This is a genomic window from Streptomyces sp. ISL-87 (assembly GCF_018614095.1).
Classification (GTDB): Bacteria; Actinomycetota; Actinomycetes; order Streptomycetales; family Streptomycetaceae; genus Streptomyces.
Map to the genome: position 1 here is coordinate 49,360 of NZ_JAGGOY010000018.1, position 15,781 is coordinate 65,140.

The following is a 15,781-nucleotide window of genomic DNA, read 5'->3' on the forward strand; positions in this document are numbered from 1 at the left end:
TCAACGCCGTCGCTGCGCGCGCCACATCGAGCGCCGGCAGCCGTAGAAGCCCGCACTTGAGACGCAGAACGGCACCAGGTAGTTGACCAGGACCCGCACCCAGGTCACAGCTGTGGCCGCGCCCGCGAAGAGCACTGAACCTTGGTTGACCAGCGAGAGCAGCGTGCCGACCACCAGGGCGATCGGCACGCACCGACCCAGCGACGTCGTGGAGAACGCCGTCTCCAGCAGCCGCGGCGGGAGATCGCCGGTCCGCGGAGGGGCCCGACGGTTCCCCCGCGGTGCCCGTGAGCCACTCACACCCGGCCCTTGGACACTCCAGCCTCCTGTTCGCTGGCGAAGACGAAGTCGGCCTCCTCTCCATAACCCGGCTCGTAGCTCAGGCCGAATGCATCCGAGGTGCCGGTCGTCCGCCCGATCCCGTACTCGGGGGCGAATCCGAACAGGGCGTTCTTCACCGTCGTCGGCGTGCCGTCCGCACCGCGCAGCGGCTCGTACGACAGCTGAGTGTGCCCCTCGACAGTCAGGCCCGGGTGCTCCCCGTCGGAGAGCGAGACCGGACCGCGCTCGGTACCGAGGAACTCACCGATGAACTGCGCGAGCTCGCCGAACGGGCCGCCCTCCTGACCGGAGAGGATCCGCCCAACGGCGTCGGCCTGCGTGTCAGTGGCGCCGGTGTCGATCACGACGCCGACCTTCCAGTCGCCGGCCGTCAGGTTCGACGGAAAGTGGTTGTAGAACGCGAAGTCGACCCCGGAGAGATCGACGTCGTCCAGCCGCCCGTCGGCGATGTGGAACACCGCGGTGCCACGGCACTCCGTGCCGCCCCGCGCGTCCCTGGGCTGTGCGTCGACGCTGCATCCGCAGATCACGGCGCATGAACAGCTCACTACATAGTGCCCGGAAATGCTGTATGTCATAAGTTGCTCCTCTGCTTGGTGGGCCCGGATGGAACCGGGCCAACCGGCGGGGAGCGCTCGCGAAACAGCCCGCGCCTGCCCGGCCGGCCCTTCAAGGCCGGCCCGGCGGGGCAAGGGGACGGGCGGCTCATGAATACTCCGCTCCACCAGTGAGCCGGGGAGCACTGGACTTCCACGCTAGGCACGCTGCGCCGTGCCTGTAAAGCGCATCGGCACGGGGTGCGCCCCGGGGAACCAGGTCGTGGCACGCAGGCGGCTCCCGGGCAGGCCGGAAGCGTCATCGCGGCGCAACCCTGGTGGCTACTGGTTGAGGGCGCCGACGGCGAATGCCGCCGTCGCGCCAGAGCCGGTAGACGCCGATGGCGCGGGCGCGCGATGCGGGGTGGGCGACGTCGCCGATGACGGCGAGCAGGGTGGGGTGGACGAGTGCGGTGCCGGGCGGGGAGGGCCTTGTCGGGGAGGGCCGCGTAGGCCGCTCCGAGGAGGAAGGGCGCGGGGCGCAAGCCCGGCGTGGGCTGCGATGGCGCCGGTGGCCAGGGAGGCGGCGGCGACGGCGACGTATCCGGCGGCCTCGTTGAAGCCCATGGCGAGGCCGCGTCGTTCCGGTCCGGCGAGGTCGATCTTCATGATGACGGTGGTGGACCAGGTCAGTCCCTGGGAGGCGCCGAGCAGGATGTTGGCGGCGACGATCCAGCCCCAGGCGGGCCCCCAGGCGAGCATCGCGGGCACGGGCAGTGCGATGAGCCAGCCACCGATGAGGACGGGCTTGCGTCCGTACAAATGCGGTTTGAGCTGCGGAGATGCTGCCGACATGCACAAGGCCGCGCCGCGAGCAGCAGCGGCTTCAGCTGGGCGCGGGCGGCGCAGAGGGCGGCCTGGTCGGCGTGGTTACGCCTGCTGCTTCGCGTCGATCTCGGCGATCAGGCCCTCGATCAGGGTCTTGATCTCGTCGCGGATGGGGCGGACGGCGTCGACGCCCTGGCCGGCCGGGTCCTCGAGCTGCCAGTCGAGGTAGGTCTTGCCGGGAAAGTACGGGCAGGCGTCGCCGCAGCCCATGGTGATGATGTAGTCGGACGCCTGCGCGGCCTCGGGGGTGAGGACCTTCGGCTTCTGGTCGGAGATGTCGATGCCCAACTCGGCCATCGCGGCGACGGCGGAGGGGTTGACCTGGTCGCCGGGTACGGATCCGGCGGAGCGGACCTCGACACGGTCGCCCGCGAGGTGGCGCAGAAAACCGGCCGCCATCTGCGAACGGCCTGCGTTGTGGATGCAGACGAACAACACGGACGCGAGCGGGGTGGCGGACATCTGCTCTTCCTTTGCGGCAGGGGCTGCCCGCTCTCCTCGCACACACGTCGCATACACGGAGAGTCGGCTCAGCCCAGACTGGTATCAGCCTTGGATGATGTGAGAGTATCAGCATATGATGACGTCAGTCGACACTGATCTGATCCGGGTTCTGGCCGACCCGCTCAGGCTCAAGATCGTGACCCTGCTCGCCCAGGAGACGCTCTGCACCACGCACCTGGTCGAGGAGACCGGCGCGAAGCAGACCAACCTCTCCAACCACCTCAAGGTCCTGCGCGAAGCCGGGGTCGTGGACACCGAGCCATGCGGACGGTTCATCTACTACCGGCTGCGCCCGGAAGTCATCGAAGCGCTCGCCGGTCAATTCGCCAACCTCGCCCAGACCGCGCGCGCCACCGCCGAAGCGAACCTCAAGCGGTCCTGCCCATAGCCTTCCCCGCTTTGCCTCACCTGCCCGAGGAGCTTTTCTTGACCGCCACCGAGCCTGTCGGCACCATCCCCGCAGCGGAGTCCGCTATAGCCGCCGACACGCCCCAGCCCGCACCCGGTGCCACCCCGCCCCGAACTCCGTTGATCGCCCGCGCCGCCGCGGAGCTCGTCGGCACCGCCGCCCTGGTCGCGATCGTGGTCGGCTCCGGAATCCAGGCCACCAAGCTGACCGACGACGTGGCGCTGCAACTGCTCGCCAACTCCACCGCCACCGTCTTCGGCCTCGGCGTCCTCATCGCGCTGCTGGGCCCGGTCTCCGGCGCCCACTTCAACCCGGCGGTCACACTCGCCGAGTGTTGGACGGCCCGACGCGGCGGGGCGGGCGTCACCGCCCGCGAGCTGGCCGTCTACGTGCCGTCGCAGATCGTCGGCGCGATCGCGGGTGCCGTGCTGGCCGACGCGATGTTCGGGGAGCCGCTGGTGAAGTGGTCCACGCACGACCGCTCGGCCGGAAACCTGCTCCTCGGCGAGGTCGTCGCGACCGCCGGGCTGATCCTGCTGATCTTCGGCCTGGCCCGCACCGACCGGCTCCGGTTCGCGCCGGTCGCGGTCGCCTCGTACATCGGCGCCGCGTACTGGTTCACCTCCTCCACGTCTTTCGCCAACCCCGCCGTGACCATCGGCCGTGCCTTTACCGACACCTTCGCGGGTATCGCCCCCGCTTCGGTCCCGGCGTTCGTCGCGATGCAGCTGCTGGGCGCGGTCATGGGCCTGGCCCTCGTCGCGGTCATCTTCATGCGCGGCACGACGAACGACGGACAGCCCTCGGCATGACGCGGAGCACGGATGTGGTGGTGATCGGCGGCGGCCAGTCCGGCCTCGCCGCCGGTTACCACCTGCGCCGCCTGGGCATCGAGTTCGTCATCCTCGACGCCCAGGCCGAGCCGGGCGGCGCCTGGCAGCACGCATGGGACTCCCTGCGTCTGTTCTCCCCGGCCGCCTCAACTACCGCAGTCGCCGCGCAGGTCGCGGTACGCGCGACACCCGGCCCCGGTGTCCCCCGCTGCATCCTTGAGGCGGCCGACGCCCCGCCGCACGTCATGTCTCCGCGCGCCTACTGAACACGCCCGCAGCAGACGATGCGAATGCGCCTCCCGCCGTACGGGGGGAGGCGGCTCAGGTGCCCTCCCCCTCGGCGAGCCGATCAGTGGATGCTCGGGCTGCGCCGCTCCAGCAGGACGACGTCGCGCCACGCACCGTGGTGGCGGCCGATGCGCTCGCGGGTGCCGATGATGCGGAAGCCGGCCCGCTCGTGCAAGGCGAGGCTGGCGGTGTTCTCGGGGAAGATGCCGGACTGGATCGTCCAGATACCGGCCGCCTCGGTGGATGAGACCAACGCGTTCAACAGGGTTCGGGCGACGCCCTGACCTCGTGCCGAGGGGTGGACATAGACGGAATGCTCGACGACTCCGGCGTACGCGCACCGGTCCGAGACCGCGCTGGCGGCGACCCAGCCCAGCACCTTGCCGTCCTCGCCGAGGGCCGCGAAGCGGTGCTCGGGCAGCTTGGCGGCGTCGAAGGCATCCCACGTGGGCACGGCGGTCTCGAAGGTGGCGTTGCCATCGTCGATCCCGGCCTGGTAGATCGCCAGAACCTCGTCCGCGTGTTCCGGGAGCAGCGTAGTTATGCGCATGCCCGTCAGGCCGCCTTCGTGGCGGCGGTGCTCAGCAGCGCACCCATCCCCGCCAGGACGGCAGGCTCGACCCGGTAGTAGACCCAGGTGCCGCGCCGCTCGGAGGACAGCAGGCCGGCGTCCTTGAGCTTCTTCAGGTGGTGGGAGACGGTCGGCTGCGAGACGCCGACGTCGGAGATGTCGCACACGCAGGCTTCCCCGCCCGTGTGGGAGGCGACCAGTGAGAACAGCCGCAGCCGTACCGGGTCGCCGAGCGCCTTGAACATCTTCGACGTCCGCTCGGCCTCCTCCGCGCTCAGCGGGCGTTCGTTCAACGGCGGGCAGCACGGCGCGACCGGCTCACTGAGGACCGGAAGCTCCACCACACTCGATTTCGACATGTGTCGATATTGACATCAGTCGATGCTGTGGTGCAAGCTCCGGGTGCCAGCAATATCGACAAGCGTCGAACCAGGAGATCGACGGAAGCCTGCCAATGGAGCCCCGGATGAGCGACAACACCGCCCCGCCGCCCCGCCGCCCCGCCGCCCTGCCGCCCCGCCGACCGTGGTCATCGGCGCCGGCCCCGTCGGCCTTGGCGGCCGCCGCCGCCCACCTCGTCGAGCGAGGCCTCACTCCCCTGGTCCTGGAGGCCGGTTTGAGCGCGCGCACCGCGCCCCGCGACTCCACGTACGGCTGTTCTGGGGGTCGTTGGCGTCGGGGGGACGTAGTGTCGTCAGGCATGCCGGGTCCTTCAGGGCCGGGGTTCGAGGGGGAGTTGTCGTGCAGGCCAAAGAGACCGTCTTCGCCGACTTGATGCAGGGGCGGACCCAGCAGTTTCAGGTGCCGCTGTACCAGCGGACGTACTCCTGGTCCGAGAAACAGCTGGTGCAGCTGTGGAACGACATCGTCGAACAGGTCGAACTGCTGGATTCCGGTGCGTCGGCGAGTACGCACTTCCTCGGCTCGGTCGTGCTCGCCCCGTCGCCCCAGAACGAGGTGACGTTCCCCCGCTGGCTCGTTGTCGACGGCCAGCAGCGGTTGACCACGTTGTCCCTCGCGCTGGTGGCGATGCGTGACCACATCGCTGAACGGCGGCCGGACGAGGCGGAGCGGATCGACGAGGAATACCTCATCAACAAGCGGAAGCGCGGTGATGAGTACTTCCGCCTGCTGCCGACTCAGGCGGACCGGTCGCAGTTCGCCGCCCGAATCCGCGGTGTCCATGCGGATCAGACGGCGGGAGACAGGGTCGCTTCGGCCTACCGGTTCTTCCGTCGGAAGCTGGTCGAGGCGGACGAGCAGGTGAGCGCGCAGGATGTACTGCGCATCGAACAGGCGATCACCTCCCGGCTGACGCTGGTGGTGGTGATCGCCGAGCGCGGTGACAACGTGCATCGCATCTTCGAGTCCCTCAACAACACCGGACTGAAGCTCAGCCAGGCAGACCTGCTGCGCAACTACCTGTTCATGCGGCTGCCGACTCGCGGTGAGCACGTATACGAGACGTATTGGCTGCCTCTGCAGGCCAGCCTGAGCAATGACGAGCTCGAACAGTTGATGTGGCTGCAGTTGGTACTCGACGGGGACGACCGGGTCCGCCGGCAGGACCTGTACACCGCCCAGCAGAAGCGGTTCGAGTGCGGAGAGATGGACGCGGCGCGGACCGAGGCGGACATCGAGGCCTACGTCAAGGAGCTGCACCGCCGCAGCGCACACTTCCGGAAGGTGATCCACCCGGCGGAGGAGGCCGTTCCATCGATCCGCGGACACCTGAGCAGGCTGCACGACTGGCAGGCCGTGGTGACCTACCCGGCGCTGATGCTGCTGCTCGACCGGCGGGCACGAGGAGAGCTGGACGACCACGAGACCGCTCGCGCCCTGTCGTTCGTCGAGAGTTTCCTGGTCCGCAGGACGGTCTGCAGGGTTCCGACGAACAACCTGAACAGGATCTTCCAGTCCGTGCCCGCTCAGCTCCCGCGGGACGTTCCGGTTGCCGACGGGCTGCGTCAGATCCTGTCCGCCGACAACCGCCTGTGGCCCGACGACGAGGAGCTGCGCGAGAAGATCCGGTCCGCGCCCTTCTACCAGTACGGCCGGCCGAACCAGCGCAGGCTGGTTCTCCAGCGGCTGGAGGAGAGCTACGGGCATCCCGAGCCGGTGGACTTCGGCGCGGCGCAGCTGACCATTGAACACGTGATGCCGCAGTCGCCCGGCGACGAGTGGATGCGGATGCTGGGGGAGGACGTGGCCGAGGGCGAGAGCCCGGAGGATCTGCACGCCCGCTTGCAGCACACGCTCGGCAACCTGACATTGACGGGCGTGAACGCGGAGCTGTCGAACCATCCCTTCGAACGCAAGCAGGCCTTGCTGCACGGCAGCCACCTGGAGATGAACCGGCGGATCGCCGCCACCGAGCGCTGGGGTTCCGCCGAGATCCTGGCCCGCGCCGACGACCTGGCCGACCGGGCGATCCGGCTGTGGCCGGCCCCGCTGAGCGGTGTGGGGCGCGCCGAGCGCAGCCGCGACTGGGGGCTGGCCCATCAGGTGCTCGCGGCGCTCCCGCACGGCACCTGGACTTCGTACGGGGACCTGGCCGCGTATGTGGGCTCCGGGGCGCAGGCCGTGGGTAACCATCTCGCCAAGACCGACGGGGTGGCCAACGCGTATCGGGTGCTCAATGCCGACGGAAAGGTGGCTGAGGGGTTCCAGTGGGCCGGGCAGGACGGCGGCGACGTACGTGTCCGGCTGGGCGCCGACGGGATCCGCTTCACTGCCACGGGGGCCGCTGATCCGGCCCAGCGCCTCACCAGCGGCGACCTCGCGCTGCTCATCGTCGACGCCGAGGGGGAAGACGAGGAGGAGGCCCGGGAGGCCGCGGGTATGGGGGAGGTGGCACGGGAGGAGACCGGGCGGAAGGGTGTGGAGACCCGAGCTGCGAGGTTCTTCCGGCAACTCGCGGCGGACGACACCCCCGAGACCGTGGCGGCCGTGCGCGATCTGATGGCCGGATGGGAGCGGCTCGGAGGATGGATCGGCCACGGTGCCGGCGAGGTCATGACCAGTGCGTTTCTGATGCTCGGGAGTGCGGGCGACCCGGGTAAGGGCATCTGGCCGATTGTCCTCTACCCGGGCAGCGGCCGCGGCGGCGTCGCCGAGGTGGTGTTCCAGCACCTCGCGAAGCGCGAGCCCTTTACGGAGCGCTCGCTGCGTGCCGAACTGCTCGATCAGATCAATGAGTTGAAGGATGTCTCCTTGCCGCAGGGGAAGCTGGAGCTGCGTCCCAATTTCCGGCTCTCGGCTCTGGAGGACGAGCGGAGCCGGGAGCTCCTGCTCCAGACGCTGGGCTGGTTCAAGGAGCGGTGGGGGGAGAGGGGCTAGGGGTCTCGGGGTGGGAGGGTTCAGAGCCAGCTGCGTTGGGCGGCTCGGCTTTGAGGCCGGCTTCGAAGCGGCTGGCGGCGCCCAGGCGTTCCATGACGGAGGCCATTTGGCGGCGGACCGTGCGGACCGCGACGCCGAGGCGGTTGCTCGCGGCTTCGTCGGTCAGGCCGGAGCCCAGGAGGCGCAGGAGTTCGCGTTCGGCGGGGCTGAGGCCGGTGTCGGGGTCTCGGGTGTGGGTCGCGCCCAGGGGGGACCGCGATGGCCCAGGCCTGTTCGAACAGGTCGATCAGCGGGGTCACTATGCAGGGTTCGGTGACGTACAGGGCGCCCTTGCGGCTGTCCGAGGGATCCAGGGGGACCAGGGCGCGGCTGCGGTCCGTGATGACCATGCGCTGCGGGACCACCGGTGCCGTGCGGACCTCGCCGCCCCGCTCCAGCAGCCAGTTGGCGTGGTCCACGGTAGGGCCGTCGTTGCGCACGCAGTCCTGGTACAGGGTCCGGAACACCACGCCCCGGTGCAGCGCCCCCGAACTCAGCCCGCGGCTGACAGCGGCGCCGGACCAGATCAAGCCCGGCCGGCGATTGAGGCGCGGGGGTCCGGGGGCGGCGCCCCCGGTACTCAGCCCGCACCCGGCAACCCGGCGGAGTCACGCCGGCAGAGCCCCGGGACGCCGGCCCGCGGCCGGATCGTGGAGCGCACCGACGAGCACGTCATCGTCGAGCTCGACGGCGTCACCCACCGCTTCGCGTACGCCCCCTCCCCGGAGGGGATCTGGCTCGGCCGTGACGGGGACTCCTGGCATGTCCTGCGCCACGACCCCGTCGCCGCTTCCCTCCAAGGCGCGGCCGGCGCAGGCGCCGGCACCGTCACCGAGCTCGACGTCTCACCCGGCGCCACACTGTCGCCATGGACCAGATCCTGGCCGTCGTCACCTCGGACGCCTAGGAGATGTGATCTTGACCGAGCATGGCAAAAGTTCGCCCGAATCGTCCCCGGTTGCGCTCGGATAGTGTTGTTGTCTTTCGTGGACCGTCCTTCTGTTCACCCGTCCAGGTGACCGGCCGAGGGCCGCACGTTGCTCATTCTGTTGAAAGGCTTTCATGTCTGTTCCTTCGTTGGATCAGTCCGAATCCGCCATCGTCGCCCGGCTCCGCGCCGCGGGTTGCGTATTCGCCGAGGAGGAGGCGCAGATGATCATGTCCGCGGCGGGCAGCCCCGCCGAGCTCGAGGACATGGTCGAGCGCCGCGTTGTCGGTCTGCCGCTCGAACACGTCGTCGGCTACGCCGAGTTCTGCGGGCTGAGGATCGCGCTCGACGCCGAGGTCTTCGTGCCCCGTCGGCGTACCGAGGCCCTCGTCCAGCAGGCCGCCGCGCTCGCCCCGTCGCGTGCGGTCGTCGTCGACCTGTGCTGCGGCTCGGGCGCACTGGGCGTCGCGCTGGCCGCCGCCCTCGACGAGGTCGAGCTGCACGCCGCGGACGTCGACCCCGGCGCCGTGCGCTGTGCCCGGCGCAATGTCGTCCCGGCCGGGGGCGAGGTCTACGAAGGCGACCTCTTCGAGCCCCTCCCCGTCGGGCTGAAGGGCCGCGTGGACGTGCTGCTGTCCAACGTGCCGTACGTGCCCACGGTGGAGATCGAGCTGCTTCCGGCCGAGGCCCGCGAGTACGAGGCGCGGGTGGCCCTCGACGGCGGCGTGGACGGCCTGGAGGTGCTGCGGCGCGTGACAGCCGAGGCCTCGCAGTGGCTGGCGCCGGGCGGCGTCCTGCTCTTCGAGACGAGTGAGCGACAGGCCGACCAGGCCATCGCGGCGGTCACCGGCGCCGGGATGCTCGCCAGGGTGGTCACCGATGACGAGCTGGACGCCACCGTGATCGTGGCGAGCCGCTCCGACGCCGAGGCGGCCGAGGCCGCAGGGGCCGCCACGGCACTAGGGGTGGAGGCAGGCGCGTAGAGCGGTACGGCCGGCAGCGATGAAGTCCGCTGCCGGCTGATACGGCTCATGCCAGCCGACTGATATGGCTCATGCCAGCCGACTGATATGGCTCATGCCAGTCGGCCGATACGGCCAAGCCGAGCCGGCCGGTACCGCTCAGGCCAGCCGGGCGAACTGCTCCGCTTCCTCGTGGGCGCGGGCGCGCGACGCCTCGGCCTGGGGGCGCAGCGGGGCCATGGCCGGGTTGCGGTGGGCCATGGTCAGCTCGGGGGTGATGATCTCCAGGTTCAGGCCCAGCGAGCCGGCCATCACGCTGCGGAGGTAAGGGATCACGTGGTCCATGCCCTCGCGCGGGGTGCCGGGGCCGTAGCCGCCGCCGCGGCTCGTGACGACCACGGCGCGCCGGCCGCGGGTGGGGACCTGGTCGGGGACCGGGAAGAGGGTCCGCCCGTTGACGAAGACCTGGTCGATCCACGCCTTGAAGCCCGAGGGGATCGAGTGGTTGTACATCGGCACGGTGAACAGGTAGGCGCTCGCTCCGAGGAACTCCTCGATGAGGGTGTCCTGGAGGGCGATCGCGGCCGCCTGGCCCTCGGTGCGGTCGGCGGGGCTGGTGAAGCGCCCGGTGATCGCGTCGGAGGTCAGGTGCGGCAGCGGGTCCGCGGCGAGGTCGCGGTAGACCACGGTGTCATCGGGGTGCTCCTTCTGCCACGCGGTCTGGAAGGTGGCGCCGACCTCCCGGGAAACCGAACCGGTGAGGAGCGATGAGGAGTCGATGTGAAGCAGGTAGGTCATCTTCGCTTTTCAGTGAGGGGGAGAGGGAAGGGAACAGCCCAATGATCACCCCATGTGATGACGCGCTGCCACCCCTGCGGGAGGGAACTGCATCCCCCCGCGGGCGCGGCACGGCTGTCCCTCTGCGATCCGGACTCGGACAAGCTGGAGGCCCTGGTCGCACGGCTGGAGCGGCACTGGCCCGGCTGCACGACCGGCGCGGCGCAGCCCGTGCTCGACGACGCGGACATCGTGGTCAACGCGACCCCGCTGGGCATGCGCGCGGACGATCCCCTGCCGTTCTCCCCGCAGGCCCTGCGCCCGCACTGTGTGGTGGCCGATGTGATCATGAAGCCGAGAGAGACCGCCCTGCTGAAGGCCGCTGGCGCGCTGAGCCACCCGATCCTCCACGGCGCCCATATGCTCGATCACCAACTCGGGCTCTACCGGACCTTTTTCCGGCTCGACGAGTCTTCGAGCGGGGACCGCGACCGTGAATGAGAGCGTGCCCGTCATGAGCCGGACGCACCGGATGAACGAGCGGACGAACGACATGATGAATGAGCGGGTGAACGAGCGGGTGAACGAGTTGGATCAGCCGAACCGGCAGAGCGAGCCGGATCTGTTCGCCATCAGCGACCTCCATATCGCCCACCCGGAGAACAGAAAGATCGTCGAAGGGCTCCGTCCGGCGTCGGACGGCGACTGGCTGATCGTGGCCGGTGACGTGGGGGAGTTGGTCGAGGACATCGCCTGGGCCCTGCGGACGCTGCGCGACCGGTTCGCCAAGGTGATCTGGAGCCCGGGCAACCACGAGCTGTGGACCCCGAAGCCGGACCCGGTCCAGCTGCGCGGTGTCGAGCGGTACCAGCACCTGGTCGACATCTGCCGCGGCCTCGACGTCCTCACCCCCGAGGACCCCTACGCACTGTGGGAGGGCGCGGGCGGCCCGGTGCGCGTCGCGCCCCTGTTCACGCTGTACGACTACACCTTCCGCACCCCCACGGCCGCCACCAAGGACGAGTCCATCGCCCAGGCGTACGAGGCGGGCGTGGTGTGCACCGACGAGTTCTTCCTGCACCCCGACCCCTACGCCAGCCGCGAGGAGTGGTGCCGGGCACGCGTGGCCTACACCGAGGAGCGCCTCGCCGCCTGCGACCCCGACGTGCCGCTGGTGCTGGTCAACCACTACCCCCTGGTCCGGGAACCCACGAGGATCCTGCGGCACCAGGAGTTCGCCCAGTGGTGCGGTACGGAACGCACCGCCGACTGGCACCTCCGCTTCAACACCGGCGTGGTCGTCTACGGCCACCTCCACATCCCCCGTACCACCTGGCACGACGGTGTGCGCTTCGAGGAGGTGTCGGTCGGCTACCCCAGGGAGTGGCGCCGTCCCGGCCACCCCCGCAACGTGCCGCGCCGGGTCCTCACCGCGACGAGCGCCCCGTGATAGAGCAGATCCTCCCGCCCGGCGTCGCCGTGTCCGAGGCATTCGACGACCTCGCCGACGCCCCCCTCTTCCCCGAGGAGGCGGCGGTCGTCCGCAACGCCGTCGACTCCAGGAAACGCGAGTTCGCCACCGCCCGGATGTGCGCCCGCCGGGCGCTCGCCGATATGGGCCTGCCCGCCGTCCCCGTACTGCCGGGCCGGGGCGGCGCGCCCCGCTGGCCGGAAACCGTCGTCGGCAGCCTCACGCACACCCGCGGCTACCGGGCCGCGGTAGTGGGCAGACGTACGCACTTCGCGACGCTCGGCATCGACGCCGAACCCCACGCGCCGCTGCCCGACGGGGTCATCGACGTCACCGCCCTGCCCGCGGAGCGCGACCATCTGCGGGTCCTGCGGACGGCTGACCCGGGCGTGTGCTGGGACCGGCTGCTGTTCTGCATGAAGGAGGCGGTCTTCAAGGCCTGGTACCCCTTCACCGGGGAAAGCCTCGGCTTCGAGGACGCCGACATCGGCATCGACCTCGGCACGGGGACCTTCAGTGCCCGGATCCTCGCCCCGTACTCCCCGCCCGGAGGGGGCAGGCTGGACCGCCTCGACGGCCGCTGGCTGGTCCGCGACGGCCTCGCGCTCGCCGCGATCACCGTCCCGGCCGCGCGCCTGCCCCGGTAGGGCGACGGCGTTCGGCCGGGGCGGCGGGGATCGGATCACCGCATCGGGAGAGCGAAGATCTTGGTCCTCTCGCGGCCGTAGAGCTTCGTGCCGTCCGGGTCGGCGGCCAGGGTGTCCGCGGTCGTCGGGTACCGCCATACCGCCCGGTGCGATCGGATCTCCACGGCCCGCATGCCGATCTTGTCCATGGTGTAGACGTACCCGGCGCCCACGGCCGGCGCGGTGTCGCCGACGGGCATGGTGTCCTTCACCGGCTGCTCCGACCAACGCTCCGCGCCGCTGCGGGCATCGACGGCGACGATGCCGCGGACGCCCTCCACGGCGTAGACGACCCCGTCCCGGACGGCCGGAATCCCGTAGCGGCGCACGCCGTACGGTTTGCTCCCCAGGTCCCGGCCCTTGCCGAAGGACCACGCCACAGCGCCGTCGGAGAGCCGCAGCGCCTGCAAGGTGTCGGCACCCAAGTAGAGGCGCTCGTCGTCCGTGGCCAGCTGGTAGGGCACCGCGCCCGGGACGGGCACCACGGTCTGCCAGCGCTCCGCGCCGGTGCCGGCGTCGTGCAGGGAGAGGCCCAGGCCGTCACCCGCGTCCGCCTGCCGGCACAGCAGCAGCCCGCCGCCCTTCACGGTCTTCCTGCGGACCACACCGCGGTGGGTGCTGACGGGTGCCGGCGCCGGGCGGCGCCACACCTCCTTGCCGGACTTCAGGCTCGCGCCGACCAAGAACCACTGCCCGCCCGAAGCGGACTTGGCGTAGAGGAACACCGTGTCGCCGTCCACGCAAAGAAGCTGGTTGTTCTCCTCGCCGCCGTCGAAAGCGGGAAGCGTCACGACGGGCGGCCTGTCCCGGCTGTGCTCCGCGAGCACCAGCACGGCGAGCGCCTTGTCCCCCGCGTCCTGCTTCCTGAGCCCGTACACCGCGTCGCCGCCGACGGCGAGGCGCCAGGGCCGCGAGACGTCTCCCGCCCAGAGGTCCATGCCCGTCGCCGGGTCGACGGCGGAGGTCTGCAGCCCCGTGATCGCGACGAGGAGGGCGCCCACCCGCAGCGGCGCGCCGTCCGGCCCGGGGCTCGCGCAGCTGTACTGCCACAGCGGTGCGGGCGGCTGCTGCGGAGGCGCTCCGGCGCCCGGCGCACCGCCCCGGCCGCGGCCCGCCGACCAGGCCCACAGCCCGCCCGCGGCCAGCGCCGTACCGCCGACCGCGGCGCCGGCCAGGGTGAACAGCCTGCGGCGCGACATACCCTCGCGCACGGCGGCTCTGGGCTCCGCCGGCGCGTCCGCGGCGGGCGCCGGAAGCCGGACGGGCGGCTTCTGCCACACCGTCGCGCTGCGCCGGGCCATGTCGTCGAGCACGGGCTGCGGCAGCCCGTCCGCGAACGGGCCGTCGCCGGGCGCCAGCCACTGCGCCAGTTCGGACGTCGTGGGCCGCTGCGCCGGGTCCTTGCCCAGACAGCGGGCGAGCAGCGGTACCAGCCCTTCCGGTACGCCGCCCAGGTCGGGTTCCGCGTACCGCACCCGGTAGAGCAGGTCCGCGGCCTGCCCGCCGCCGAAGGGGCCGTGCCCGGACGCCGCGAAGACCAGGACGCCCGCCAGCGCGAACACATCGCCGGCCGGGGTGTGTTCGAGCCCGCCGGCCTGCTCGGGCGACATGAACGCGGGCGTGCCCGCCGCGGCCCCGGCGCTGGTCAGCCGCTCGTCGCCGAGGGCGCGTGCGATACCGAAGTCGATGACCTTGGGTCCCGCGGCGGTGATCACGATGTTGGACGGTTTGAGGTCGCGGTGCACCACGTCCGAGAGGTGCAGCCGGCCGAGGGCCCGGGCAAGGTCCGCGCCCAGGGACCGGACACACGGCTCGGGCAGGGGGCCGCCGAGGCGGACCGCCTCGTCGAGCTGCGGGCCCATCACGTACTCGGTGGCCAGCCAGGGCGTCTCGGCCAGCGCGTCGGAGGCGAAGACGCGGACACCGTACCGGTCGCCGATGACCCGGGCCGCGTCCGACTCCAGCCGGAAACGGGCACGGAAGGACGCGTCGGCGGCGATCCGGGCGTGCACGGTCTTGAGCGCGACCGTACGCCCGCCCGCGGACCGGGCCAGATAGACCGTGCCCATGCCGCCGCTGCCGAGCCGTGCGAGCAGCTCGTAGTCGCCGATGTGCGGCGGATCGTCGTGGGTGAGCGGCGCGAGCGGGGAGCCCGGCGCCGACGAGGAGGGAGGCATCGAGGTCAGTACACCTTCTGGGCGGCCGACGGGAACGGCTCCCAAACGGCGGGGAGTTCCACGGCGAGCAGCTGGGCCGACTGGTCGGCGAGCGCGGCGACGACACGGCCCGGCAGGGGCGGGGCACTGGCGTGGTCGAAGAGGGTCGGGACCGGAGGAAGGACGTACCACTCGGAAGCGGCGGCGGGGGCTCCTTGCGCGCCGTCGGCCGCGGGGGCGTCCTGCGCGCCGTCGGCCGCGGGGCGTACGAGCTCGCACAGCAGCGCCTGCGCCGACTGCGGCCGGTCCGCCGGGTCGCGCGCCAGACAGGAGGCGATCAACTGCCGGAGTCCTGGCGGGAGTTCATCGCGCTCCGGCACGGTGTGACCGGTCAGCGCGTACGCCAGTACGGCGCCGAGCGCGAAGATGTCCCCGAGCGGGTGGGGCTGCCCGCCCGACGCCAGCTCCACGGCCAGGCAGCCCGGGTCGAGCCCGGGAGCCCCGGCCCGTACCGTGCCGAAGCCGCCCAGCAGCGGCCCGCCCGGGGTGAGCAGTACGGCGGCCGGTGAGACCCCCGCGTGCGTCAGCCCCATCGAGTGCGCGGCGGCCAGCCCCTCCGCGAGCCCGGCGCCGAGCCTGCGCACGACGTCCTCGGGCAACGGGCCGCCGTACGCCGCGAGTACCGCCGGTAGCGGCAGCAGGGGCGTGTACGGGGCCCCGTACCAGGGGACCCCCTCGGGCGTGGAGCCCGACTCGGTGAGGGAGAGGAACCGCGGCACCCGGTGGCGCCAGGTGGACTCGGCGTCGCCCGCCCACCGGGCCGGATCGGCGTCGGCCCGGGCCGCGCAGACGAGGACGGTGCGTTCCCCGCCGGCCGTGCGGGCGAGGTAGCGGCGTTCGGGAACGGAGTCCACGGTGGAATCGGCGTCGAGCCGGGCCAGGGTCACGTACGGCCCGAAGTGCTGCGGGTCGTCCTGACGAAGGCGTTCCATGCGCGCGGTCCCCCGGGTCGGTTGCTCGGCCCGAGCCTAACGACCTTGGGGGCAATTGAG

General features: G+C 71.3%; 17 protein-coding genes and 2 pseudogenes. 9 read left to right on the plus strand and 10 right to left on the minus strand.

Annotated features, from left to right (window positions below):
• The 4 genes from nrtS to J7I97_RS07250 form a co-directional block, all read right to left on the minus strand.
• The gene (gene nrtS, locus J7I97_RS07235; RefSeq protein WP_214931832.1) at window positions 1-189 is read right to left on the minus strand and encodes a nitrate/nitrite transporter NrtS; all 189 of its coding nucleotides are present in this window, start codon (window positions 187-189) and stop codon (window positions 1-3) included.
• Window positions 190-296: 107 nt separating this feature from the next.
• A complete protein-coding gene (locus J7I97_RS07240; RefSeq protein ID WP_214931834.1) occupies window positions 297-920 on the minus strand; it encodes a DUF1326 domain-containing protein in 624 nt (207 codons plus the stop codon).
• Between the two features lie 300 nt (window positions 921-1,220).
• Window positions 1,221-1,733: an MFS transporter gene (locus J7I97_RS07245; RefSeq protein ID WP_251058559.1), complete on the minus strand. Its 513-nt coding sequence runs from the start codon at window positions 1,731-1,733 to the stop codon at window positions 1,221-1,223.
• 75 nt (window positions 1,734-1,808) lie between these two features.
• Window positions 1,809-2,228 carry an arsenate reductase ArsC gene (locus tag J7I97_RS07250; RefSeq protein WP_214931836.1) on the minus strand — a complete coding sequence of 140 codons (420 nt, stop codon included), beginning with the start codon at window positions 2,226-2,228 and terminating at the stop codon, window positions 1,809-1,811.
• A 115-nt stretch (window positions 2,229-2,343) separates the two neighbouring features.
• Between J7I97_RS07250 and J7I97_RS07255 the strand changes: the two genes are divergently transcribed.
• The 3 genes and pseudogenes from J7I97_RS07255 to J7I97_RS07265 all read left to right on the plus strand — a co-directional run.
• Window positions 2,344-2,658 carry a helix-turn-helix transcriptional regulator gene (locus tag J7I97_RS07255; RefSeq protein ID WP_214931838.1) on the plus strand — a complete coding sequence of 105 codons (315 nt, stop codon included), beginning with the start codon at window positions 2,344-2,346 and terminating at the stop codon, window positions 2,656-2,658.
• 38 nt (window positions 2,659-2,696) lie between these two features.
• Entirely contained in the window at window positions 2,697-3,491 is a 795-nt protein-coding gene (locus J7I97_RS07260; RefSeq protein ID WP_214931840.1) for an MIP/aquaporin family protein, read from the plus strand.
• Window positions 3,488-3,658 (plus strand): annotated as a pseudogene (locus J7I97_RS07265) (FAD-dependent oxidoreductase); the annotation flags it as partial. The gene J7I97_RS07260 and the pseudogene J7I97_RS07265, both read left to right, overlap by 4 nt.
• A 203-nt stretch (window positions 3,659-3,861) precedes the next feature.
• Here the strand turns inward: J7I97_RS07265 and J7I97_RS07270 are convergent.
• A complete protein-coding gene (locus J7I97_RS07270; RefSeq protein WP_214931842.1) occupies window positions 3,862-4,350 on the minus strand; it encodes a GNAT family N-acetyltransferase in 489 nt (162 codons plus the stop codon).
• A gap of 5 nt (window positions 4,351-4,355) precedes the next feature.
• The gene (locus J7I97_RS07275) at window positions 4,356-4,730 is read right to left on the minus strand and encodes a helix-turn-helix transcriptional regulator (protein ID WP_214931844.1); all 375 of its coding nucleotides are present in this window, start codon (window positions 4,728-4,730) and stop codon (window positions 4,356-4,358) included.
• Window positions 4,731-4,896: 166 nt separating this feature from the next.
• Here J7I97_RS07275 and J7I97_RS40175 point away from each other — a divergent pair.
• A pseudogene (locus tag J7I97_RS40175) lies at window positions 4,897-5,014 on the plus strand (NAD(P)-binding protein); the annotation flags it as partial.
• A gap of 98 nt (window positions 5,015-5,112) precedes the next feature.
• Window positions 5,113-7,710 carry a DUF262 domain-containing protein gene (locus J7I97_RS07280; RefSeq protein ID WP_214931846.1) on the plus strand — a complete coding sequence of 866 codons (2,598 nt, stop codon included), beginning with the start codon at window positions 5,113-5,115 and terminating at the stop codon, window positions 7,708-7,710.
• Here the strand turns inward: J7I97_RS07280 and J7I97_RS38225 are convergent.
• The gene (locus J7I97_RS38225; protein WP_308378343.1) at window positions 7,682-7,957 is read right to left on the minus strand and encodes a helix-turn-helix transcriptional regulator; all 276 of its coding nucleotides are present in this window, start codon (window positions 7,955-7,957) and stop codon (window positions 7,682-7,684) included. The genes J7I97_RS07280 and J7I97_RS38225 overlap by 29 nt on opposite strands.
• A gap of 854 nt (window positions 7,958-8,811) precedes the next feature.
• Between J7I97_RS38225 and J7I97_RS07290 the strand changes: the two genes are divergently transcribed.
• On the plus strand, window positions 8,812-9,660 hold the full coding sequence (locus J7I97_RS07290; protein ID WP_214931848.1) for a putative protein N(5)-glutamine methyltransferase: 849 nt from the start codon (window positions 8,812-8,814) through the stop codon (window positions 9,658-9,660).
• Window positions 9,661-9,798: 138 nt separating this feature from the next.
• On the opposite strand, the gene J7I97_RS07295 is transcribed toward J7I97_RS07290, so the two are convergent.
• Complete coding sequence (locus tag J7I97_RS07295; protein ID WP_214931850.1) at window positions 9,799-10,437, minus strand: FMN-dependent NADH-azoreductase; 639 nt, start codon at window positions 10,435-10,437, stop codon at window positions 9,799-9,801.
• 57 nt (window positions 10,438-10,494) lie between these two features.
• Between J7I97_RS07295 and J7I97_RS07300 the strand changes: the two genes are divergently transcribed.
• From J7I97_RS07300 to J7I97_RS07310, 3 genes are read left to right on the plus strand one after another with little or no spacing between them, the layout of a single operon-like run.
• Entirely contained in the window at window positions 10,495-10,917 is a 423-nt protein-coding gene (locus tag J7I97_RS07300; protein ID WP_214931853.1) for a shikimate dehydrogenase, read from the plus strand.
• A 13-nt stretch (window positions 10,918-10,930) separates the two neighbouring features.
• A complete protein-coding gene (locus J7I97_RS07305) occupies window positions 10,931-11,866 on the plus strand; it encodes a metallophosphoesterase (protein ID WP_251058560.1) in 936 nt (311 codons plus the stop codon).
• Window positions 11,863-12,534: a 4'-phosphopantetheinyl transferase superfamily protein gene (locus tag J7I97_RS07310; RefSeq protein WP_214931855.1), complete on the plus strand. Its 672-nt coding sequence runs from the start codon at window positions 11,863-11,865 to the stop codon at window positions 12,532-12,534. The genes J7I97_RS07305 and J7I97_RS07310 overlap by 4 nt, the downstream gene beginning before the upstream one ends.
• Window positions 12,535-12,569: 35 nt before the next feature.
• Here J7I97_RS07310 and J7I97_RS07315 read toward each other — a convergent pair whose 3' ends face one another.
• Together J7I97_RS07315 and J7I97_RS07320 are read right to left on the minus strand one after the other, a co-directional pair.
• A complete protein-coding gene (locus J7I97_RS07315; RefSeq protein WP_214931857.1) occupies window positions 12,570-14,750 on the minus strand; it encodes a protein kinase in 2,181 nt (726 codons plus the stop codon).
• A 5-nt stretch (window positions 14,751-14,755) separates the two neighbouring features.
• A complete protein-coding gene (locus J7I97_RS07320) occupies window positions 14,756-15,721 on the minus strand; it encodes a serine/threonine protein kinase (protein WP_214931859.1) in 966 nt (321 codons plus the stop codon).
• Window positions 15,722-15,781: the final 60 nt, after the last annotated feature.

Bases quoted from the DNA above. Each gene is read 5' to 3' on its own strand.
- J7I97_RS07240 (WP_214931834.1), bottom strand. From the start codon at position 920: ATGACATACAGCATTTCCGGGCACTATGTAGTGAGCTGTTCATGCGCC.
- J7I97_RS07245 (WP_251058559.1), bottom strand. From the start codon at position 1,733: ATGTCGGCAGCATCTCCGCAGCTCAAACCGCATTTGTACGGACGCAAG.
- J7I97_RS07250 (WP_214931836.1), bottom strand. From the start codon at position 2,228: ATGTCCGCCACCCCGCTCGCGTCCGTGTTGTTCGTCTGCATCCACAAC.
- J7I97_RS07255 (WP_214931838.1), top strand. From the start codon at position 2,344: ATGATGACGTCAGTCGACACTGATCTGATCCGGGTTCTGGCCGACCCG.
- J7I97_RS07270 (WP_214931842.1), bottom strand. From the start codon at position 4,350: ATGCGCATAACTACGCTGCTCCCGGAACACGCGGACGAGGTTCTGGCG.
- J7I97_RS07275 (WP_214931844.1), bottom strand. From the start codon at position 4,730: ATGTCGAAATCGAGTGTGGTGGAGCTTCCGGTCCTCAGTGAGCCGGTC.
- J7I97_RS07290 (WP_214931848.1), top strand. From the start codon at position 8,812: ATGTCTGTTCCTTCGTTGGATCAGTCCGAATCCGCCATCGTCGCCCGG.
- J7I97_RS07295 (WP_214931850.1), bottom strand. From the start codon at position 10,437: ATGACCTACCTGCTTCACATCGACTCCTCATCGCTCCTCACCGGTTCG.
- J7I97_RS07300 (WP_214931853.1), top strand. From the start codon at position 10,495: ATGACGCGCTGCCACCCCTGCGGGAGGGAACTGCATCCCCCCGCGGGC.
- J7I97_RS07305 (WP_251058560.1), top strand. From the start codon at position 10,931: ATGAGCCGGACGCACCGGATGAACGAGCGGACGAACGACATGATGAAT.
- J7I97_RS07315 (WP_214931857.1), bottom strand. From the start codon at position 14,750: ATGCCTCCCTCCTCGTCGGCGCCGGGCTCCCCGCTCGCGCCGCTCACC.
- J7I97_RS07320 (WP_214931859.1), bottom strand. From the start codon at position 15,721: ATGGAACGCCTTCGTCAGGACGACCCGCAGCACTTCGGGCCGTACGTG.